Here is a 22,926-nt window from a genome sequence, read left to right as displayed (position 1 = left end):
GAGGCGGTAACGCCTCACCCTACTCGATATTGGCAACAATCTAGCCACAGAACACAGAAATCAACTCAATAAATAAATTACGTAAATACAATATTTTAATTATTAAACTAAACGAAATTTACCTAACTACCTTGGTTCAAGGCACGACCAAGCAAACTAAAATACTTTTGAAAGGCATCATTGATTCGAAGCCGTTGTTCACCTTGAGGATAAAGCCCAGTTTTCGCCTCATCCGAATGACGCGTCCCTTTGACTAAGAAGGTGCTGGTGGGTTTTGTGTCTTCAACAAAGGCTTCGAAGGCGCGCGCCGCCATTTCTTCTGGTTTGGCGTAATAGACTATTTTTAACGTCTGGTCCGTAAGGCGAGAGGCTTGAAACATATCACTAGGTTCATCCCCTTGCTCATTTAGCATAATGGTTTTAAAGCATTCTGCTAACAGTAAGCTCAAAGGATGAGGAGTATTTTTATGGGAAAGCTTGATGGCCGTATTATTTAACCACCTTTCGGAAGCAAATTGAGAAGGTGAGGCATGTTGAAACATTTTCTCACCCATATAATGATCGAAGGCATGAAACCATTCGTGGGCGAGACTCCCTGCCCCTGCATTTTTCGCTAAAGACAACTGCCTAGTGGCTGGAACATAGTGAGCTGCCACGCCTGGCCTTCCGCCCTTTCCGTATTGAAGTCCAAGCGTTCCTCGAAGTGATATCAGCAGCTCAGGCCCTTGCAATACAGACATTAGATCTTCTAATGCTCGATGAAAATGAACCGCAGCGCGATCCCTTTCCTGCGGTGTCACCCAACGCCCCATTTCAATACCACGAAAATCAAACTGTCGGCGAATCAACACGAAGTTCACAGAAGACTGCTCAGACAAGATAATGACTCACAACCATAAATCAACTAAGACCAAATTGCTGATTAAACTGCACAATTTTCGCATCTCGCATTGCTTTTAACGCCAACAACTCTTCTGCTACATTGCGTTTTGTCGCCTCAATCAAATTAGCATCGTCATTCGACGAGAACATGGCTAATTCATGTTCATAATGATCAAGCAAGGCATCAAAATCATCCTGATACGCTTCTTCAACCAATGCCAACGCCATCTTATGCTGCTCGCTTAAAGGCTGTTGGTTGTGCTTTTCAACATATACCAATGCATTATCAAAATACAAACGCTTAAGATCGTTGGTTGGCGATCCCACGTAGTGAAGGCCATTTTTTCGCTCATCCGTTAGTACTCTCGCTTGAAGGGCCTCAGCTTCATAACCAACATTCGCTTGAGCAAAACTCACCGGCAAGGTATTTAGCACAAGGATGGCCGTTAGAGACTGCAGTTTTTTAAGAAGAACTTTTTTCATACAAACCTTCTTACTTTTCCGATATTTGCTTTCGATTCTATTGAGCCTAGGCAACAAGAACAACCACCAGCACACGGATGCACAATTAAATCTCATCTTTTCGCTTTATCTAAGAAAGATAAATTTCCACTCGCTCTTTTCCCTTACCAACATTTTTTCGTTTTAGTTTAATAACCCCTAATTCGGCCGTACTTTTTACGTGGGTACCACCACAAGGCACTTGAGCAAAACCATCAACTTTCCAATAACGACGCTCTTCAGCTTGATCTGAAAAATCTTTTTCAATTGGCAAGTCTGCGTCAATCAATGACTGGGCCCGAGCTTGAATGTCCGCTAAAAGAGGTGAAATACTTTCTGGCCACTCAAAGTCGATACGACTTTTATTTTCAGAAATATGCGCGCCCATTTTTTCTAAGGTAGGCAAAGATTTATAAAACAGCTCCAAAACAACTTCTGCGGCAAAATGTAAACGCATTAGGCTGTATCGACGAGGCCAATCTATCTTAACCAGCACCGCTTGCCCAACATAAAAATCTGGCGTTGTGGCCAAGGTATAAAGAATAGATCTACCTATCTTTTCGGCCTTAATCACATCAACACCACCAATACTGCCTGAGTCGCTTTCCTGCCCACCGGACTCAGCATAGAAAACAGTTTCTGCCAACATTACTTGGTTTTGCTCAATGTATGTGATGCTTGTCATCAACTCAGTTTGATATGGATCCACCCAAAATTGCTTTATGGTCATTTTTGCCTCGCAGATTCAATTGTCTACTATGAATACAATAAGATGATGATAAAGCTAAGTGATATTTCAACAATCGGCTACAAACCTCTAGGCAAGATTTGTAATGTTTGATGTGTTTCAACTTATATGTCCAATCGGTCAAAACTGTCGTCACCAGCCTACATAAAACTACCTTAATTGAGCATCTTTATGGCAAAATTATGCAAGGAAAAAGTTATTTTTTAACGTTTTAAACCTTTTCTGACCTAAAAGACAGTATTTAAGAAATACTGAATTTATTTCATCTATAAGGTGAAAATACGTCGTTTGTTGAGCAAATTTCATCCGCTTATGATCGCGACATTGATCATCCTAAGAGGAAATTGTCATGGCAATCACAACGAAAAAAATCACCTTAAAAACCGTAAAAAATGCCTTATCTCGTGCTTACGCCGTCTATATGATGAAAGACACGTTTAAGAATTTACCCACACTAAAAGTAGAAGGCGTTAGACGTATTGATTGGAGTGGATGCGACTTATAGTGGCTTGTATCCCTTCCTCTTTGATGCTTTGGTAAGTCATAACATGACTTACCAAAAGTTTCAGCGTACAAAAAACGACTGTTCGACATAATCAATTTTTAGTACCCTGCGCCTTCCTTTTATTATGGTGCTCAAATCTCCTGATGTTAAAAAATGCGCTTCTCTGTCTTTTGCTTACCATGTCTTATCATCCACTCATGGCTGCTCCCGATTTTGTGTCCATAAAATCCCAAGCCCAACTAGCCGATGATACTTACTTAGAAGGCAATACACTCGAACCACGCCTTAAAGAGCAAGGCCAAACATTGCTTCATCAATCTTTAATACCTTTGTCTCAAGTGAGCTATTTTGTAAGCCGTGCCAATGATGTGCAGACCATTGCCGTGAGAGGCACAGCAAATTTAGAAAATGCCATGTTGGATTTGGACTTAGAATTAAAGCCAGACAACATACTGAATATAAAATTGCATCAGGGATTTGGCTCTGGCGCCAAAGCAGTTTACGATGACGCCAAGCCCTTCCTCAATAAAGATCAGCCCATTCACCTAACGGGCCACAGTTTAGGTGGTGCTATTGCCGTCATTCTTGCCATGTATTTACAAAGAGATGGCTACGAGATTGAACAAGTGACTACCTTTGGTCAACCTAAAGTAACGAATGTCACAGGCGCGAAAGCGTTTGCTCATTTACCTCTTGTTAGAGTGGTCACCGCAAACGATATTGTGCCATTGGTCCCCCCGATTAGCCCAATGCAAATCATGGACTTAGATATTTTTTGGCACATGGGCGAAGAGGTAATTTTACTTGGCAATAAAACATTTACCCAAACCAACGGCATGAAAAGCATGCTCAGAGCCACAAAATTTACTACCGCCATACCCAATGACCAAAATCTAATCGCTCATAAGATGACAACGTATTTGAACTTAATTGAAACGCTGCAATCCGCTCCGCAAGAAATGCCTTATAAAACTGACGTTAGTCTATTCGGCTTTTCACTCGATTAGAGCATCCCACTTATTGCTGCAATCTAGACCATAACCTCTCCCTTGAACTAGACATTTCCATTTTATATTTAACAATCATGAGGGCGCTATAGTGTGATGCAAAGTCATCAATTAGCGCCCGCTGCCTATAAAAAGTATCTTTACACTCAATCTCTTTGTTATTTTCTTAATTCTTCTATTTCTTAAGAAAATAACTTAAATCATTGTTTTTATTATATTTTACCTTCAAGCAAGACAAATAAATAACGAAATCAATAAAAATTAGCACTTGACTAAGATAGTAATACATCATACAACTTATTAAAGGTGCATTGAAACAGCGTTTTAATTTTAAAGTTTAGACGTTTTGATAGATTCTTAACCACCTTATTTAAGCATTAAAAAGTCTCTTAAAAGATAAAAATACTAAACAGGATACTTACTTTATGATCATTAAATCCATTTCAGTGGACGTTTTTACTTTTCTTAGCCGTCGATCAGTAGACACCGCAGGCCATGCTCATCCAGGTGATGAAAAGCCAACTAAAATGGCTATGCTGCGAATTACAACCGAATCAGGTGACGAAGGTTATGCTTTTGGCCCACCAGAAGTAATACGGAAACACATCCTCGACGCCTTCGCTCGTAAAGTCCTGATTGGACAAAATGCCATGCATAGGGAGCGTTTATGGCAAGAGCTGGCTCACTGGCAACGTGGCAGCGCGGGACAACTCACTGATCGTGCTCTAGCGTTAATTGAGCAAGCGTTATGGGATCTTATTGGTCGTAAATTTAACACGCCTGTTTATCAATTACTTGGCGGATACCGCGATAAAGTTTTAGCGTATGGCAGTACCATGTGTGGTGACGAACTAAAAGGCGGTCTAGCGACACCAGAGGATTACGCTCGCTTTGCTGAGACATTGGTAAAACGTGGTTACAAAGCCATCAAACTGCATACTTGGATGCCTCCTGTATCTTTTGCTCCTAGCCCGAAAATGGACATTCAAGCCTGCGCGGCAGTGCGTGAAGCCGTTGGACCTGACATCGCCTTAATGCTTGATGGATATCATTGGTACAGCCGCACTGACACCTTCAAAATTGGTAAAGCACTAGAACGCCTAAACTTTGAATGGATCGAAGAACCCATGCCGGAAGAATCCACTGAGTCTTATGCGTGGCTCGCCAAAAATCTAGATATTCCTGTTTTAGGCCCTGAGTCACTTTCTGGTAAACATTTTAGTCGTGCCAGTTGGGTTAAAAATGAAGCCTGTGACATTTTACGCGCGGGCGTAGCAGGTGTTGGCGGTATTGGACCTTGCATGAAGGTTTCCCACCTTGCCGATTCTTTCGGTATGAATTGTGAAATCCACGGTAACGGTGCCGCTAACCTTGCGGTGGTGGGTGCGATCAAAAACTGCGCTTGGTATGAGCGTGGATTGCTTCACCCCTTCCTAGAATACGATGACGTACCAGCCTATCTAAACAGTATCGTCGACCCTATGGATAAGGACGGTTATGTCCACCTCCCTCAAAGACCAGGTCTGGGTGAAGACATTAACTTCGAATACATAGCCAACAATACAGTAGAAACCTATTAATCAACTGACATTAAAATGAAACGCCGTTGTCACTTGTTTATAACCACAAAGAAAACAAGCCAGCGGCCATGCTTATCCATTACAAAAATAAAGAGGAAGCAAAATGAACGTTTCAAATCTACTTAAATACTGCGCGCTTTCAATGGCAATCGGTATAGCAATTACGCCAAATGCAAACGCAATCACACCCGATGATCAACTGGTTATCGGTATGAGCATGGATAACTTGTTGTCCCTCGACCCAGCAGCTGCGAGTGGTCTAGATGTCGTCGGCGTTAACTCAAACCTATACGATATGTTGATTGAACTTGCACCAAAAGATCCATCCCAAATCTCCCCTGCTGTCGCTCAAAGTTGGACTATTAGTGATGATGGTACTCGCATTACGTTTAAACTACGTGACGATGTGACTTTCCACTCAGGTAATAAACTAACAGCGCAAGACGTGGCTTGGTCATTACAGCGCGTTTTAAAGCTCAACTTGGCCCTCGCTTCTACCTGGAAAACTTATGGTTTCACTGCAGATAACGTCGATCAGGTGATTCAAGCAAAAGACGACTATACGCTGGAAATTACATTACCAGAAATAACGGACCCAAAATTGGTTCTTTATACGCTTGGCAGTTCCCCAAGTGCTTTTATTGTAGATCGAAAAGAAGCGCTTAAACACGAAGTCGATGGCGATTTAGCTCACGCTTGGCTTACGACTAACGTTGCAGGATCAGGCCCGTTTCAACTGCAAAACTGGCGTGCAAAAGACCGAGTATTAATGAACCGCTTTGACGATTATTGGCGTGAGCCATCAGAGATGAAACGTATTGTAATGCGCCATATGACAGAGTCGCAGTCGTTACGCTTAATGTTACAGCGTGGCGATATAGACGTTGCTATGGGCATGTCTATACCCGATATAGAAGCCCTAAAACAAGACAGTCATATACGAACAGAGGCGAATACACGAGGCACACTTTACTACGTTGCTGTCAGTATGAAAGACCCTAAATTTGCCAATAAAAAAGTACGTGAAGCCGTGCGTTATTTAATTGATTATCAGGGTATCAACGAGTCCATTATGCCAAACTACGGCGTTTTGCATCAACGACCTGTTAAATCAGGCTTACCTGCAACTCTTCCTGGACCCGGCTATGCCTTAAACGTAGAAAAAGCCAAAACGCTCTTAGCGGAAGCAGGCTACCCGGAAGGCTTTCAAACCAGCATTCGTGTGCTCTCTCAATTGCCTTTTATTAACATCGCCACCAACGTGCAATCCACCTTGGCTCAAGCAGGCATTAATGCGGAAATCATAACTGGTACTGGGAATCAGGTTTATGGAGCAATGCGCGAGCGTAACTTTGAAATGCTCGTTGGTCGAGGTGGTGGTGGCATAGAGCCACATCCACATTCTAGTCTACGTTCATTAGTCTATAACCCTGATAACAGTGATGAAGCCAAACTCACTAATTTCCAGGGTTGGCGTACGGCATTTTACAGCCCAGACATTAATAGCATTATCGATACCGCTTTATTGGAAAAAGACGCTAAGAAACAAATCAAAATGTATCAAGACGTCCAAAACCTTTACGACACTCAAATTGGTGCCATTTTCCCTATTTCACAGATGGTCGATACCGTGCTGATTAGAAGCGATGTTAAGCATTACGAAGGTCATCAAGCCGCCACAACACGATTACGTGAAGTCACTAAAGAACGCTAAAGCAATTTTATGTTTGCGTCGACCACTGGCTCATTTTGCGCCGTGGTCTTCCCACTATTCTGGAGACTTATTGTGTTTACTTTTCAATTATTTAGACCAAAGGTGAAAAGTTTCTTTGGTGGCCTTAGCTCTGTTGCCATCACGTTACTAGGCCTGCTTGCGCTGACGTTTTTTATTGGTCGGGTTATGCCCATTGACCCCGTTCTATCGGTTATTGGCCCGGACGCCGATAATTCAACATACGAGCAAGTTTATCAAGAGATGGGGCTCGATAAGCCCATCTACGTGCAATATCTCTATTACATAAATGACCTTGCTCATGGTGACTTTGGTAATGCCTTACTCACCGGACGCCCTGTAATAGAAGATATTGCACGCGTCTTTCCAGCGACCTTAGAACTTGCCACTGTGGCCATTATCTTTGGCATTGTTATTGGTATTCCTTTAGGCGTTTACGCAGCGGTCAATAAAGGACGAGTTATCGATCATATCATTCGTGTAATCAGCTTATTTGGTTATTCCACGCCCGTGTTCTGGGTTGGCATGATAGGCCTAATTATCTTTTATGCTTGGCTCAATGTCGTTGGCGGATCAGGTCGTGTTGACCTAGCCTACGATGGTTTTGTTGATCCAGTAACAGGGATGTTGCTAATAGATTCTGCTCTCGCAAAAGATTGGGACGTTTTTCAAAGTGCTGTCAAACACATTATTTTGCCTGCCTTTATATTGGGTTTAAACGCCGTGTCGTTTATTACTCGTATGACACGCAGTTTCATGTTGGAACAACTTTCTCAAGAATACATTTTAACGGCTCAAGTAAAAGGCTTGCCTAAGCATGTTGTCATTTGGCGCCATGCATTTCGTAATATTCTTGTGCAATTACTCACTATTATCACCCTCTCCTATGGTTCGCTGCTGGAAGGTGCGGTGTTAATTGAGACTGTCTTTGCTTGGCCAGGATTTGGGCAATACCTCACCAGCAGCCTTTTGCTTGGTGATATGAATGCCGTCGTCGCCTCTGTTTTGCTCATTGGTCTAATCTTTATTTCAATGAACTTGCTGACAGATTTGCTTTATCAAGTATTCGATCCAAGGACAAGAAAATGATGACAAACTCTACGATGGCGTCATCCGCCACCTCAAAATCCGCCAGTGCTGGCATGGTGATGTTATTGCAAATGCTCGTCCATGGCAGTAAAAGAATCATACGTAATCCTTTGACGGCTGCAGGACTTTTTGTCGTGATGTTACTGCTTATTGTGGCCATGTTCGCTCCATGGATTGCCACCCATAACCCTTTGGCTCAGGAGCTTAGCAATAGTTTACAGCCGCCTAGTTCTGAACATTGGTTTGGTACCGATGAATTCGGTCGCGATATCTTTAGTCGCTTGGTTTATGGTTCTCGTATCACCTTATACATCATTACCTTAGTCACCGTAATTGTCGGTCCAATTGGCTTAGCCATTGGCACCATTTCTGGTTACTTTGGTGGTGTAATCGACACCATATTCATGCGCATTACCGATATTTTTATTTCTTTTCCAGGGTTAGTACTTGCACTTGCTTTTGTCGCTGCGTTAGGACCTGGCTTAGAGCATGCCGTCATTGCGATTGCATTGACTAGTTGGCCACCAATCGCTCGCTTGGCTCGTGCAGAAACCCTGCAATTGCGCAAAGCGGATTACATTGTAGCGGTCCAGTTACAAGGTGCATCCTCTACTCGCATCATCTTCCGCCATATTGTTCCAATGTGTCTGTCCTCCGTTATTGTGCGACTTACTATGAACATGGCGGGAATTATTTTGACCGCAGCAGGATTAGGCTTCTTAGGATTAGGCGCTCAAGCCCCCCTTCCCGAATGGGGAGCTATGATCTCTACCGGCCGCAGTTACATGTTAGAACACTGGTGGCTCGTCGCTGCTCCGGGTGCCGCAATTATGCTGGTCAGTCTAGCGTTCAACTTACTTGGTGATGGTCTACGCGACCTACTCGATCCTAGAAATTAAAGGTGTGATTTTTATGCAAAATACAAAGTTAGAAGTCAAAAACCTTCAAATTAGCTTTTCACATGAAGGAAACCAAGTAAACGCAGTACGCGACGTGTCTTTTTCTCTTGGGCAAGAAAAACTCGCCATTGTTGGAGAATCTGGCTCAGGTAAGTCCACGGTAGGACGTAGCTTATTAAAACTACACCCAAAAAACGCCACCGTGGAAGCCGAAAAACTGCTCTTTGGTGATATTGATTTGTTAAAAGCCAGCGAAAAAACCATGCGTGATATTCGTGGTCGTCGTATCTCTATGATTATGCAAGACCCCAAATACTCACTTAATCCCGTTATGAAAGTCGGTGACCAAATTGCCGAAGCGTATCTTGCTCATTACAAGGTGAGCAAAAAAATCGCGCAAGAAAAAGCCTTGGTCATGCTTGAGAAAGTTCAAATTCGTGATCCCAAACGCGTTTATTCACTTTATCCTCATGAGGTATCGGGCGGCATGGGACAGAGGGTGATGATTGCCATGATGCTGATTCCCGAGCCAGAAATCATTATTGCAGACGAGCCCACTTCTGCTCTTGATGTATCTGTGCAACGCCAAGTGCTGAATCTATTGGACGAGCTAATTAATGAAAGCAACATCGGACTCATTTTTATCAGTCACGACTTAGATTTGGTGCGCAATTACTGTGATCGTGTACTCGTAATGTACGCTGGTCGCGTGGTGGAATCCATCAAAGCCAGTGAGCTGGAAAATGCTCACCATCCATACACACAAGGTTTGCTCAAGGCGCCACCAAGAATCGGCGATATACGACACCGCCTACCTACTTTAGAACGAGACCCTAGCTGGTTATACAATTGAGGAGTATTTATGAACATGATTAACATCGAAGGACTCAATTTATCTTTTGGCTCAGGCTCAAACGAAAGCAAAATATTACATGATGTCAATATTCAGGTTAAAGCCGGTGAATCTTTTGGCTTAGTGGGGGAATCTGGTTCAGGCAAAACCACCGTTTTGCGCTGTCTAGCAGGACAATATCATCATTGGTCAGGGCAGCTTTCCGTTAATGGCAATTCTCTGCAGCATAAGCTCGACAAAAAACGCTGCATCGATATGCAAATGGTTTTTCAAGATCCGTATGGTTCGTTGCATCCAAGACACAGCATTGAAACAGCGCTTGCGGAACCGTTAAAGATCCACAAGATGGACAATAAAGACCAACGCATCAGTAGCATACTCAAAAAGGTAGGATTAGATGACAGCTTTCGTTATCGCTCACCGCACCAATTGTCTGGTGGTCAACGCCAACGCGTTGCGATTGCCAGAGCCTTAATACTTGAACCCCAAATTTTACTCTTAGACGAACCAACGTCGGCACTGGATGTTTCTGTACAGGCAGAAATTCTTAATCTACTAAAAGAGTTAAAAGAAAAAGAGGGGCTAACCTATTTGATGGTGACTCATGATCTTGGGGTCGTCACTTATCTGTGTGATCGTGTGGCCGTCATGCAAAATGGACACATTGTCGAAACCATTTCATCCAGTGACCTCGCGAATCATGGTGCATCAGAACCTTATACAAAAATGCTTTTGGATTGTTGCTATCACACAGAAGCAAGGCTGAATGACACAACTTCTTTCGCAAATTAGTGAGATGCTTCAACATTATGAATATTTCGAAAGCGTTCGCTCTAAACGGAACGCTTTTTACTTTATTAATAGTGTTATGGACGTTTTCCTACAATAGAGCATAAAAACTCACATCGTAAAACACGATGTTGCAGATTCCGTTCTATTTTATTGCCCCCTTCTATTACCAATTTTAATAAGAAGCGTTATCATTAGCACCGTTTATTCGCCTACTAACGTCCTTAGGGTGCCTTATCCTTTTCCAAAGCATTCTAGTAAATACGTCGCTGTAGATATTCAATTCAAAGGAATCATTATGTTGCTTAACCAACCTTCTTTTAAGAAAATCTTGCTTTGTGCCTGTGTTACCGCTTCTTTCGGCGCTTTTGCCAAGGATCATAGTGTTACAACGAAATATGGCGAAGTAAAAGTAAACGATAATGTAAGTCGCATTGTGGCACTATCTGAAGACGCTCTAGACAGTGCCATTGCTCTTGGCATTCAGCCTTTAGGGGCTGTTGCGACACGTGGTGGAGATTCCGTAGCAGAATACATCCAAGAACGTGCAAAGGGGGTGAATATGGTCGGTACTTCACGTCAAAACAACCTTGAAGCCATTGCAGCACAGCGCCCTGATCTTATTTTAGCGTCTGCAAGCTTGCCGCAGGACCAATACAATATTTTATCGAAAATTGCGCCGACTATCGTCCCGCTTTCTCCTGGAATGGTGTCAGACAGCTGGATTAGTATTGCAAAAGTCTACGCGCAAGCACTCAACAAAAGCCAAGAAATGGACATCATACTAAACGACATAAAAGAGCGTGAAAACACATTAAAAGACCGTATTACTACGATCTTACCAGAAGACAAACGTTCAGCTACCTTAGCACGTTGGATGCCTCAAGGCCCTATTGTTATGTCATCACAAATCTTCTCGACAGATGTCCTAGCCGCTACTGGCTTCATCATTAATGATGCGGATGTTATCAAAGAAGGCCGCCCTCACAGCAGCCCGCTCAGCCTAGAAAATTTATCTAAAGTCGACAGTGACTGGCTGTTTTTAGCCACGCTAAATACGGAAGGCAAAGACGCATTAGAAGCCGCTAAAACATCGCCTTCTTTCTCTCGCCTGAATGTCGTAAAAGACGATAAAGTCATCACAGTAAATGGTCAACTATGGACAAGTGCTGCAGGTCCACTGGCCGCACATGCAATCTTGGATGACATTGAAGCCATTATCGATAATAAGATTCAATAAATCCGATGATCAGTTGGTTTCAAACGCCTCCATCACAACGACCACTGTTTCGCGTTTTTGTGTCAGCACTTTTGGTGCTGGCACTTTGCTGTTTTTGTAGTTTGTTGCTTGGTGCGGGAGGCTTAAGTCCGCAAGCGTCCTTTCAAACATTATTAGGTAATGGTTCATTGGACGATCAATTCACTGTCTTTCATTTGCGCACTACTCGTACTCTCGTTGGTGTATTTGTTGGCCTAACATTGGGCATTGCTGGCGCCATGATGCAATCTGTCGCACGCAACCCTTTGGCAGAGCCCGGTTTGCTCGGCGTCAGTGCTGGAAGCTCATTTGCTGTCGCACTGACATTAGTGCTTGGGGCGAGCACGGCCACTCTGACCGTTGGTGTCGCACAATTTGGCGCCTTGTTGGGTTGTCTATGCGTGCTCGGGGTGGCCCGAATGCAAGGGCAGCAAAATGATCCTATTCGTTTGGTGCTCGCGGGGGCCGCTTTGTCGAGCTTATTATTTGCCATCACCTCTTTGATACTCTTGTTTGATCAAAGAGCCGCCGATGAAATTCGTTTTTGGGTGACAGGCAGTGTGGCAGGACGAGATATCCAGACATTACTCTCTGTACTACCCTCTATGCTAATGGCTGCACTCTGTATTCTATACGTTGCTAAACCATTAGCTTCCTTAGCGCTAGGGGAACGCGTTGCCATTGGTCTTGGCCATAAACCCAAACGAATTCGTGCTGTGGTCATTGTGGCCGTTGCGTTATTAGTGGGCGGTGCTACCGCCATCGCAGGGCCAGTGGCATTTATTGGTCTAGTGGTTCCCTTCGCCGCTCGTGCGTTGGTCGGACCAGATATTCGTCGTACCTTGTGGTTATGTTTGCCTCTCGGTCCCATCATTGTGATTGCTGCAGACATTGTTTCCCGCCTTGTGGCTCAGCCTGCGGAAATGCCTTTGGGCGTTCTAACCGCTATTATTGGTGCGCCAGTACTTTTATTGATTGTGCGATCTCGAAGAATGCCTACTTTATGATAAATCAAAGTCTTTCTATTACTCACCCAGCAGACACTGTGTCAGCGCCAAGCGGGCACTACCTGCTGTCTCTAGGTCGTCATATGACGATTCTGATTGAAAAACACGCCATTATCCGAAATATTGGTTTGCTGATTTTATTGTCGTGCGCGTGTATTGCCACTCTTGCCATTGGTACCATGCCAATATCGCCAAAAAATGTCATCGCGGTGTTATTGGGTCACGGTGACGCCATGAGCCAGTTCATTGTGCAAGATTTACGCTTGCCACGCCTACTGGCGGCGCTCTTTACAGGGGCCGCGTTTAGTTTGGCAGGATGCTTAATGCAAACCATGGCTCGTAATCGACTCGCGACACCAGGCATCATAGGTATCGATAACGCAGCGATGGCGTTCGCGGTCTCTTCCGTGGTTGGCATGGGCATCTCTCTTGCGCCTTCTGTTATGGCGCTAGCGGGTGCAGCAACCGCCACTGCCTTGGCATTTGGTTTAGCGGGAGGAAGTGGCACACGCGGTTATCGCTTCATTGTTGCAGGTATTGGTATTGGTGCGATTGCTGGCGCGGTAACACAATTGCTTTTAAGCCAAGTCAGTATCGATGTGGCAAACAGCGCCTACCCTTGGACCGTTGGCAGCCTCAGTGCTCGTGACCCCTTCATGGTGAATCTTTTGGGGGCGGGTATCGCACTTTGTCTTATCGCTTGCCTGCTATTTTCAACTCAGTTCGCCTTAATGCCTTTTTCTGATCCGGTAATTACAGGGTTGGGTGCGAACATAAAGCACATCAGAATATTGGCTTTGATCTTATGTGTTACGCTAACGGGATTGGCGGTTGCTGTCGCAGGACCTGTCGGCTTGGTCGCTTTAGTTGGCCCAGAAATCGCGAGAGTTCTGGCGCGCTATCGTGGTATCCCACTCGTGAGTTCAGCCCTTACTGGTGCGTTGGTGATGACGCTAGCCGACTTGTTTGGGCGCACTGTTTTATCCCCCATTGAATTACCGGTGGGTATTGTTACTGCCGTCGTCGGTGGTCCTTACTTAATTTGGATACTGGTACGACGGACTTCAAGGACTTCTCTATGACAGCCACGTCTTTAAAACACCCAAAACACATACACGAAACCACTTCATTGACTCGGCTTGGTGCTGAACAACTTACTTTAAAACATGGTAAAACCAGCATCATTGAAAATCTCAACGTGTCGTTACCAGAAGGCAAGGTAACCGCCATTGTAGGACCAAATGGCTGCGGCAAATCCACATTATTAAATGGCTTATCTCGCGTTCATTCACCCAGTGCGGGGGTGGTATTACTTGACGGCAAAGACATTCATGCCTTGCCTTCTAAAGAGGTCGCTAGACGCCTTGCACTCTTACCACAAGACACCCTTGCACCTGATGGCATTACTATCGAAGAGCTGATTCGTTTTGGCCGCCACCCTCACCAAAGCCTGCTAAAACAATGGGCAATGGATGATCAACAAGCCATTAATTACGCCCTAAATGCCGCTGATTTAGAAGGGCTTAAAGATAGATTACTTGATACTTTATCCGGTGGACAACGCCAACGCGCTTGGATTGCCATGTCAATTGCCCAAGAAACCCCTTTGCTCTTGTTGGATGAGCCAACCTCGGCCCTCGATTTAGGCCATCAAATTGAAGTGTTTGAGCTGATACGACATTTGTCTAGGCAAGGAAAAACCCTCGCCATGGTCGTTCATGATCTACCCAGCGCTTGCCGATATTCAGATCATATTATTGCCATGAAAAAAGGTGAGATCATCACTCAAGGTAGCCCAAAAGAAGTAATGACAAAAGAACTGGTACGAGAATTATACGGGGTAGAGTGCGACCTAATTCCAGATCCAATGACTGGCAGCCCTATTCTTATTAATATGAAACGCGTTAGAAATTAATTTTTGATTTCCTTGAGGCGAACAGTAACTTAAAAACACCCTTTAGCTATGTCTGTCTAAAGGGTGTTGACTCTAAACAAACACCGCTAGCTGTAGAACTTTTCTTGATCAATCCGACCTGCTTTCATTGTAACCGCATGGTCACACATGTAATCCACTACATCAGGATCATGGCTGACCATCACCATGGTTAAATCTCGCTTGGCTTTTAAATCATTTAATAAATTCAGAATTTCCGCCTGCACAGACATATCCAAGGCTGACGTGGGTTCATCCAATAGTAAAAGCTTTGGCTCCAGCAACAAGGCACGAATAATCGCCACTCGCTGACGCTGGCCACCAGACAATTGATGGGGATACCGATCAATCATATTCTCAGCCAATCCAACCTGCTTAAAACCTTCACTCAAACGATCATCAATGTCTTGATAACCCAGCAACCTCAAAGGTTCTGACAAAGCACGACGCAGACGATGCTTAGGGTGCAAAGAAGCATAAGGATCTTGAAATACCATTTGCACACGACGACGCAAGTCACCAGTGAACACCTTGCCAGCACTCAATGGCTGACCCAACATATTTATACTACCGCTCCAATGCGGATTTAACCCAGCCAAAACCCAAAGCAAAGTCGACTTACCACATCCAGAAGGGCCAACCAAACCAAAGCACTCGCCCGCTTTAACCGTCAAATTGACATTATGAACAACGGTATTACGCTCCGAGCCTTGAACATGACTGATACTGACGTCATTTAATTCGATCAAGTTCATCGAGCAACTCCTTCGGTTAAACTGGCTATCTGTTTCCGATCCAAGATAGGCAATGATTCCCCTCGTTTCTCAATATTCGGACGACATGACCACAAGGTTTTTGTATACGGGTGTGACGCGTTGGATAATTCAGATGCCGCCAACAGGTCAATCAACTGACCTTGATACATAACCAATACCCGCTCGCAATAATCTGCCACTTGCTGCAAATCATGGCTAATCAATAACAAACCCATATTGCGCTCTTCAACCAAGGAAGAAATTAACTCTAAGACCTGATCTCTCACCGCATGATCTAGAGCTGAAGTCGGTTCATCAGCAATCAAAAACTGCGGATCATTGATCAAAGCCATCGCTAACATCACTCGCTGCCCCATTCCGCCTGACAACTGATGGGGATACATCTTGCGTAGTTGGGCTGGATTCGGTAAACCGACGGCATCCAGCATATGCTCGACTTTTTCGATTCGCACTTTTTTCGATAAAGACTGATGTAGCACCAAAGGCTCAGCCACTTGTCGGCCAATATTTTGTGTCGGATTCAACGCGTATTTAGGATCTTGCAGCACCATAGCAACTTGCTTGCCACGTAATTGATTCCATTGTCTTTGATTATAAGGCAAGACGGCTTCGCCAAGCAGTTCAAAATGATCCGCCTGAACGCTTAAAGAATCTGGCAGCAATCCCATTAACGAACGTGCGGTAAGTGATTTTCCTGAGCCAGATTCTCCAACAAGGGCAACTCGTTCACGCCCCATCGAAAAATCAATGCCTTTGACCAATTCTGTGCCATCTTCCAAACCAATTTTCAGATTCTCAATGTGAATCAAACTTAAATCATTTGTCATGACGAGGATCCATTTTATCTCTAAGTCCATCACCCAGCAGGTTAAACGCAAGGCTAGCGAACAAAATAGCAAACCCAGGCACCGCAGCAACCCACCATTGATCAAATATCACGCGACTACCACTTGATACCATAGACCCCCACTCTGCCGTCGGCGGCTGAATCCCCATACCTAAGAAGCCAAGGCCTGCTGCAGCCAGAATAATACCGCCCAAGTTCAATGCAGCTCGAACAATTGCACTCGGCAGAACCAAAGGTAAGATATGACCCACAATCAAACGCACACCTGACACACCCTGCATTCTAGCCGCTGACAAATAATCACTACGACGAATAGACAAAGTTTCTGTTCTCGCTTGTCGAGCAAATGAGGGCCAACTAGTAAACGCCAAAGCTAATGCACCATTCATTAAGCCAGGCCCTAAAATAGACACCAAAGCCAAGGCAATAACCAAACTGGGTAAAGACATGACAATATCAGTAATACGCATCAAGATGCGCTCGACCCAACCACCAAAATAGCCTGCAAAAATGCCCACAGCCAAGCCAATAGGAACCGTTAGAATGACTACCAGACTTACTAAAATAAGAGTTGGCCGAGCACCGTGTAAGACGCGAGAGAATAAATCGCGGCCAAAACGATCCGTACCAAACCAATGCACATAATTGGGCGCTAGCAATCTGTCTTGGATATTTTGAACATTAGGATCAAAGGGTGACAGAAGCGGCGCGAGTATAGCTAAGCCCAACAGTGTAACCACCATTACCAAGCCAATATTAAAAGTATTCAGCCAGCGCGGTAGTCGAAAGCGACGCATCTTATGTGTTGTATGAGGGTTAAGGTTATTTGTTGAATCCATCATCTTGTTCTTGGGTCCACCCATTTAGTGAGTGCGTCGGCAAACGTATTTAGCAAAATAAAGCAGGTACCAATTAACAACGTTGAACCTAATATCGCTGAAATATCCGAAGCAAATAATGCACTAGTCAAATAACGACCCAGTCCAGGCCAAGCAAATACCGTTTCAGTAAGCACGGCACCCTCTAACAAACTGGCATAAGACAAAGCCAAGATTGTAATTAACGTCCCCAACACATTAGGAAATACATGAACCACTATGATTCGAAGCCGACTTGCGCCCTTAGCTTGCGCCAAAATCACATATTCTTTATTAGTTTCTTCCAACATTACAGCACGCAATAATCTAGTAATCGACGCCATAGACAAAAGCGCTAATACTGCGACAGGTAACCATAGATGAGCAATGGCATTTTTAATAATGTCTGCGTCACCACTACGAATGGCATCGACTAAAATAAAACCACTGTTTTGCGTCATTGTATAAGTATAAATATCGTCTAATCGACCTGGACCTGCAGACCAATGTAAAGTCGCATAAAACAATAACAGTCCCAATAAACCAAGCCAGAACACTGGCACGGAATAGCCGAGTAAAGATACAAATCGTGCCAAATGATCCATCCAGCTTCCCGGTTTATATACCGCCATTCCAGCTAGCAAAATGCCAAAGAAAGCGCCAAAAAACATGGCACACGTGGCCAGCTCAATCGTCGCTGGAAAAGTGCGCATCAAATCGCTAACAACTGGTTGCTGAGTCAGTTGAGAAACACCCAAGTCACCTTGAAATAATCGTTCCAAATAATGCAGAAATTGAATTGGCAAAGGCTGATCTAAACCCAATTCATGACGTGCCTGTTGATACGTCGCCTCACTGGCATGATCACCTACCAACTGCAAAACAGGATCAACTGGTGCAGCACGCGACAATATAAAGGTAAAAACCAACAAACCGAATAAGGTCAGTGCTAATGAAACAAGGCCGCTCGCCAGAGTCTGGCCGCGGCCTATCCACAGTCGGCGCGTTTTCGCGCCGACTGACAGTGTTGAAGTGCTCATTGTTTAGAGATGCCCATTACTTAGAAACATTCTTGTAATACACCATATCTGGCATGATACCTTGCACATAGCCTTGCAAATTTTCTCGAATTGCGACTAACTTTTTGTTTTGCAAGCCAACAACGATAGGTGAACTTTCACGGACTTTTTTCTGCAAGGTTTCGTACATTTCAGTGCGTTTTGCTTCGTCTGTTTCAGCACGAGCTGCAATGGTCATCTTGCTTAATTCAGGAATCTGCCAATTAGCACGCCACGCGAGTGTTTTTGAGCCATTTTCTGGATTGTAGGCAAACGCTGACGCATTGGTGTTTGGATCAAAATAATCAGGTCCCCAAGCCGAAACTGTCGCTTCAAAATTATGGCTATTCACTTCACTAGAAACCTGACTACTAATGCCAGGAATCAATTCAACCTTTATTCCTGCACGTGCAAAGCTCGCCTGCAAAGCTTGTGCGACATCCAAATACGGCGGCTGATTGCTGACAATTAGCTTGAAGTGAGGGTTTTTAATGCCCGCTTCATTCAGAATAGCTTTCGCTTTTTCTGGGTCATAGCTGTATGGCTGATCAGTCAACGCACCATTGAAACCAACTGGTAAAAAGGATTGCTGTACTTGAAACTGACCACGCATCAAATCAACGCCAATGCCTTTGTAGTCAAACGCCCAATGTGCAGCTTCCCAGAATTTCGGATTGCCCAAATCTGGGTTATTTTCCACCTTGGTATTAAACAAAATGTAGTACAAAGAAGCGTAAGGTAAAGCCAAAGTTTTCACGCCTTTTTTACCTTGCAATGATTGAAACTGATCCGAACCTAAATTACGGGCAATGTCTGCATCACCTTGCTCAATCAGTAACTGACGAGTTGCCGCATCAGGCACATTCTTCATCAAAATCAAATCTAGCTTAGGTGCACCACCTGGCGAGGTTTTATTCGCAGATAACACCAAGGCTTCATGGGGAATGTATTGTTTAATTTGAAATGGACCACTGCCCGCTGAGTGATTATTTAACCAAGCATGCCCAAGGTCGCCATTTTCAGCGTTCGCCATTGCAGTCTTCTCATCGACAATGGAAGACGCCGGAGCCGACAGCAAACTCAAAACAAACGAAGGGCCAACATTCACGTCCCAAGTAATTTTTACTTTATCGTCAGCAACTTTCTGAATATGGCTGTCCACATTGTCCTTATCCCAACCTAATTGAGTCAAAATAAATGAAGGCGCTAAATTTAGCTTAACCACGCGTCCTAAAGAGAAAATTACATCTTCTGGACGAACTGGGTTACCACTGGCGAACTCGGCATCTTTGCGCAACGTTAGGGTCAAACTATTGGCAGTCGATTCCCAGCTAGAAGCCAACGTTGGCTCCAGACTGGTCGGGTTTTGTGGATCAGATTGCACCAAACGCTGATACACATTAGTGAAGGTCTGCACTGAGGTTAATTCAAAACCTTGAGCAGGGTCTAAGCTGGTAACATCATCTAATGATTGTGCCACAACTAAGGCATTTGGTGGCGTTGCTGCAAAAGCAGAAAAGCTACTGGCACAAACCAGCAAACTTGTTGCTAATAGTTTTTTCATGAATGGCATCCTGATAATCAGTTCATCGTATCGAAAATAATGAGTTTTTTAAAATTAAGCTAAGAACAAATAGCCATAGAATCCGATGAAGAAACTATGGACTTCTTTAGTGTGATAAGTCATTTTTTAGAATTATTTTAGCGGCCGCTGCATTGATGCAAAAACTTGTATCGCATAGAAAATACTCTATGTGTGTTAAGCAACTAAAAATGATGATAACAACATCGCCCTACAAACGATAATGAGTATTACTAATAAGCTTATTACCTGCACCGATAAAGTGATTACAGAAAGGCATTAGTTTTTTTATAAACACGTAAAAATTGCTAGCACATTACAGACGCAAGCCAATGGGCAAACTTTCACCCACTAAAGCGTTTAACTCATCACTGTTAATTTCTATTTGGCTTTCCAAACGTTCCAGCCATTGGGCTGGGCATTTGTCTTTGTTCAGCTTATTAGCAACTTTTTTGCGCAAAGCAGCGAGCTTATCAGATTCTCCTCCACTAACTTGACTCATCAAAACCGCTGCCAAACCCGCTTGTTTGCGTTTCTTCCAGTCTTCCTTGAGAACCGTTTCTAGAATCGGAAAGAGTGTATCTTCTGCAATTCTTTGCTCTTGCTTACCTGATAAAAGATGACGGGAGGCAATACGACCTATTGTCCACCAAGCCGTGTCTGGTTCAGAGCTCTTTTGCAAACGTTTTAGCAACCAATCAATAGCGGTGGTTTTATCTTCATTAGACAGACTTTCTAGAGCGCCGACTAGACGAATCAGATCATCACTGGATTTAGTTGTCAGTGCTTTCATCTTGTCACGGGAACGCTGCCCCGTTGGCGAATAGTATTGACTAAATTGTTTAAACAAATGCGTTTGTTGCTCAGTTGACAACCCTCCAGCAATTCGTCGATACAGCGTCCAATGTTGTCCCCAAACGGGTGCAGTGTCGAACTGAGTACCGGCCTTCGTAGCATTCACTACTTGCTGTACTCGAGCCAAGTCATCCGCCGCACCAAAGCCTGGGCGCAAGCAATACCCCATCAGTTGCAACCATTGCCGCTCATGTTGAGCGCTTTTGGTTCGTCCAGACTTCACGCTTAGCAGCTTATCGACCAAACGACGGGATGTGGCCAAATTCCAACTTTCACGATTTCCCAATAGTTGATCCAAATCTTGCTTAAGAGATTTGACTAAGTCAGGATTTTGTTTTTGGCCCGCGCTGGAAAAACACTTAGTTAGATGCTCTTCTGCTTGCCCCATATTGGCATGCAGCAAACCACTCTCATCGGATTGATCAGGTGTTTTAACCTGAGTTGAAAAATCCAACCGCCATTGATCTCTCAGATTATTGGCGCTTAACATTACTTGCAGTACCCCCACTTCGGTCATTTGTACCGATAGCGTTACCGCGGTTTCTTGGGACTCAATGGAACCATCCAGCTCTGTCATTAAGGTAGAGATATAGTGCAATCCTTCTAGATCACGTACTTTACCTACCACACAGTCGATATGATCGTCAGCTCGATATAAAGGAAACTGTACTTGCTTACCAAGAGTGACAAAGAACTCTTGCGCTAATTCAATGGTTTCACCCTTTAACGTGCCTTTAGGCAATATACCGACAAATTGATCGTCGCCCACTTGCAGATACAAGCTGTGCGCTACACCACTTTCAATGCGCGTGCTGTCACCTGCTAAAGCGCTTAAATACATAGCAGCGCCTTTGGCTACCGCATCATTAGGTTCATCCGCGCTACAGGCAAGAATAGGTTCAACAGACCAAGCATTGAGCTGTTCTAATAATCGAGCTTTTAACATAGGGCTATTAAACAAACCGCCGTTAAACAGAACAGCATCAGGCATAGTGGAACCTGTCGCCGCTTGTATTACGGCTTGATGTTGCTGTAAAAACGCCGCTAAATGACGTGTAAAAGCGGGATCTGACTCATAAGGCAAGCCCAAGGTATGCATGGCATAATCGCTTTTTTGCACCTTGTCATCGATTTTCACCAAAGGGAAGAAGCCACTACGAATTTGTTCTAACAAGGTGTCTCTGGAAACATCAAATTTTTGTGAACCACCAATTAAACGACTACCACCGCCTAGCACGGTAATACTTAACAAATCTGGTGCGTCCTTACCTAACAAAGTTTCTTTCGCCTGACGCGTTTGCTGAACCAAGGCAGCTAAGCGTGTGGCAGATAATGCAGAGATCTGTTTGGGGTCTAGCTGGAACGCCAAGGCTTGATCAAGGTTATCACCGCCGAGCAACAAATGCTCACCAACCGCGATACGCTTAAGCGAAACACTCTGATTTTTTGAAGAGACAGGCTTGATCGCCACCAAGCTAAAATCACTGGTGCCTCCACCGATATCGATCACCAAGAGCATTTTTTTATCGGCTAACGCCGCGAGTTTTTCATCATCACTAATATAGTGATAACACGCCGCTTGAGGCTCTTCCAAAAGGTAAAGATTGTTTAAGCCAGCCAGCTTAGCCGCTTCCAATGTTAACGCCCTGGCTTCTTCGTCAAAAGAAGCCGGTAAGGTTAAGGCAATGGATTGGTATTCTAAAGGCGCATCAGCAAAGCGATGATTCCAGCTCTGTTTGATGTGCAATAACAGTATTTTACTTGCCTCAAGGGGACTGAGTTTTTTAGAGAATTCACTCGCCCAAGGCAAGATAGCCGAGCGACGATCTACTTGACGATGGCTCAACCAGCTTTTCGCACTCTGTATCAATTGCCCCGATCTACGTTGGCCTAACGCTAACGCTCCAACACCGACGATGCAGGTTTTCTCATGATGACGCCAAGGCAAAACGGGATCAATTGCCCCAATCTCATCAGACGCTAATACATAAATAGCACTGGGCAAATAGGTCAATTCTTGAACTGAGCCATCCGCCATCACTTGTGGAATGGCGAGTAAAGTCGGCGTATTTGAATGGTCTGATACTGAAAGGTAGGAGACAACACAATTAGTTGTCCCCAAATCAATCCCTACTCGATATTTGCCTTGAAAAGCCGTTTGCGCCATG

The 22,926-nt window shown here is 44.2% G+C and carries 21 protein-coding genes; 12 read left to right on the top strand and 9 right to left on the bottom strand.

Annotation, left to right across the window (positions count from 1 at the left end; all coding sequences use genetic code 11):
• Positions 1-122: 122 nt before the first annotated feature.
• From DKT73_RS19080 to DKT73_RS19070, 3 genes are all read right to left on the bottom strand, one after another.
• The gene (locus DKT73_RS19080) at positions 123-878 is read right to left on the bottom strand and encodes a CLCA_X family protein (RefSeq protein WP_111640108.1); all 756 of its coding nucleotides are present in this window, start codon (positions 876-878) and stop codon (positions 123-125) included.
• A gap of 22 nt (positions 879-900) precedes the next feature.
• Entirely contained in the window at positions 901-1,365 is a 465-nt protein-coding gene (locus DKT73_RS19075; RefSeq protein ID WP_111640107.1) for a hypothetical protein, read from the bottom strand.
• Between the two features lie 109 nt (positions 1,366-1,474).
• On the bottom strand, positions 1,475-2,113 hold the full coding sequence (locus DKT73_RS19070; protein WP_111640106.1) for an alanine--tRNA ligase-related protein: 639 nt from the start codon (positions 2,111-2,113) through the stop codon (positions 1,475-1,477).
• A 367-nt stretch (positions 2,114-2,480) separates the two neighbouring features.
• Here DKT73_RS19070 and DKT73_RS20115 point away from each other — a divergent pair, with 367 nt between their 5' ends.
• From DKT73_RS20115 to DKT73_RS19015, 12 genes are all read left to right on the top strand, one after another.
• A complete protein-coding gene (locus tag DKT73_RS20115; RefSeq protein WP_157959218.1) occupies positions 2,481-2,636 on the top strand; it encodes a hypothetical protein in 156 nt (51 codons plus the stop codon).
• Positions 2,637-2,779: 143 nt separating this feature from the next.
• A complete protein-coding gene (locus DKT73_RS19065) occupies positions 2,780-3,643 on the top strand; it encodes a lipase family protein (protein WP_111640105.1) in 864 nt (287 codons plus the stop codon).
• Between the two features lie 425 nt (positions 3,644-4,068).
• Positions 4,069-5,223 (top strand): mandelate racemase family protein, encoded by a 1,155-nt coding sequence (locus tag DKT73_RS19060; RefSeq protein ID WP_111607524.1) that lies wholly within the window; start codon positions 4,069-4,071, stop codon positions 5,221-5,223.
• Between the two features lie 103 nt (positions 5,224-5,326).
• The gene (locus DKT73_RS19055; RefSeq protein ID WP_111640104.1) at positions 5,327-6,937 is read left to right on the top strand and encodes an ABC transporter substrate-binding protein; all 1,611 of its coding nucleotides are present in this window, start codon (positions 5,327-5,329) and stop codon (positions 6,935-6,937) included.
• A gap of 72 nt (positions 6,938-7,009) precedes the next feature.
• On the top strand, positions 7,010-8,044 hold the full coding sequence (locus DKT73_RS19050) for an ABC transporter permease (RefSeq protein WP_223232367.1): 1,035 nt from the start codon (positions 7,010-7,012) through the stop codon (positions 8,042-8,044).
• Complete coding sequence (gene nikC, locus DKT73_RS19045) at positions 8,041-8,943, top strand: nickel transporter permease (protein WP_198666672.1); 903 nt, start codon at positions 8,041-8,043, stop codon at positions 8,941-8,943. The genes DKT73_RS19050 and nikC overlap by 4 nt, the downstream gene beginning before the upstream one ends.
• 13 nt (positions 8,944-8,956) lie before the next feature.
• On the top strand, positions 8,957-9,796 hold the full coding sequence (locus DKT73_RS19040; RefSeq protein ID WP_111607527.1) for an ABC transporter ATP-binding protein: 840 nt from the start codon (positions 8,957-8,959) through the stop codon (positions 9,794-9,796).
• Between the two features lie 9 nt (positions 9,797-9,805).
• Complete coding sequence (locus tag DKT73_RS19035) at positions 9,806-10,588, top strand: ABC transporter ATP-binding protein (protein WP_111640103.1); 783 nt, start codon at positions 9,806-9,808, stop codon at positions 10,586-10,588.
• Between the two features lie 295 nt (positions 10,589-10,883).
• Positions 10,884-11,825 (top strand): ABC transporter substrate-binding protein, encoded by a 942-nt coding sequence (locus DKT73_RS19030; RefSeq protein WP_111640102.1) that lies wholly within the window; start codon positions 10,884-10,886, stop codon positions 11,823-11,825.
• 5 nt (positions 11,826-11,830) lie between these two features.
• Positions 11,831-12,850 carry a FecCD family ABC transporter permease gene (locus DKT73_RS19025; RefSeq protein WP_111640101.1) on the top strand — a complete coding sequence of 340 codons (1,020 nt, stop codon included), beginning with the start codon at positions 11,831-11,833 and terminating at the stop codon, positions 12,848-12,850.
• The gene (locus DKT73_RS19020) at positions 12,847-13,932 is read left to right on the top strand and encodes a FecCD family ABC transporter permease (protein ID WP_111640100.1); all 1,086 of its coding nucleotides are present in this window, start codon (positions 12,847-12,849) and stop codon (positions 13,930-13,932) included. The genes DKT73_RS19025 and DKT73_RS19020 overlap by 4 nt, the downstream gene beginning before the upstream one ends.
• Positions 13,929-14,765, top strand: a complete 837-nt coding sequence (locus tag DKT73_RS19015) for an ABC transporter ATP-binding protein (RefSeq protein ID WP_111640099.1) — start codon at positions 13,929-13,931, stop codon at positions 14,763-14,765. The genes DKT73_RS19020 and DKT73_RS19015 overlap by 4 nt, the downstream gene beginning before the upstream one ends.
• An 86-nt stretch (positions 14,766-14,851) precedes the next feature.
• Here DKT73_RS19015 and DKT73_RS19010 read toward each other — a convergent pair whose 3' ends face one another.
• From DKT73_RS19010 to DKT73_RS18985, 6 genes are all read right to left on the bottom strand, one after another.
• The gene (locus tag DKT73_RS19010; RefSeq protein WP_198666671.1) at positions 14,852-15,538 is read right to left on the bottom strand and encodes an ABC transporter ATP-binding protein; all 687 of its coding nucleotides are present in this window, start codon (positions 15,536-15,538) and stop codon (positions 14,852-14,854) included.
• Entirely contained in the window at positions 15,535-16,386 is an 852-nt protein-coding gene (locus DKT73_RS19005) for an ABC transporter ATP-binding protein (protein WP_111640098.1), read from the bottom strand. Before DKT73_RS19005 ends, DKT73_RS19010 begins: the two co-directional genes overlap by 4 nt.
• Entirely contained in the window at positions 16,376-17,248 is an 873-nt protein-coding gene (locus DKT73_RS19000; protein ID WP_111640097.1) for an ABC transporter permease, read from the bottom strand. Before DKT73_RS19000 ends, DKT73_RS19005 begins: the two co-directional genes overlap by 11 nt.
• Positions 17,245-18,303 (bottom strand): ABC transporter permease, encoded by a 1,059-nt coding sequence (locus DKT73_RS18995; RefSeq protein ID WP_111640096.1) that lies wholly within the window; start codon positions 18,301-18,303, stop codon positions 17,245-17,247. The genes DKT73_RS19000 and DKT73_RS18995 overlap by 4 nt, the downstream gene beginning before the upstream one ends.
• 16 nt (positions 18,304-18,319) lie before the next feature.
• Positions 18,320-19,885 (bottom strand): ABC transporter substrate-binding protein, encoded by a 1,566-nt coding sequence (locus DKT73_RS18990; RefSeq protein WP_111640095.1) that lies wholly within the window; start codon positions 19,883-19,885, stop codon positions 18,320-18,322.
• A 334-nt stretch (positions 19,886-20,219) separates the two neighbouring features.
• Positions 20,220-22,925, bottom strand: a complete 2,706-nt coding sequence (locus DKT73_RS18985) for a hsp70 family protein (protein ID WP_111640094.1) — start codon at positions 22,923-22,925, stop codon at positions 20,220-20,222.
• Position 22,926 lies beyond the last annotated feature (1 nt).

The organism is Marinomonas shanghaiensis (assembly GCF_003259175.1).
In the GTDB taxonomy this organism is placed as follows: Bacteria; Pseudomonadota; Gammaproteobacteria; order Pseudomonadales; family Marinomonadaceae; genus Marinomonas; species Marinomonas shanghaiensis.
This window is presented reverse-complemented; position numbering and strand designations above follow the sequence as displayed.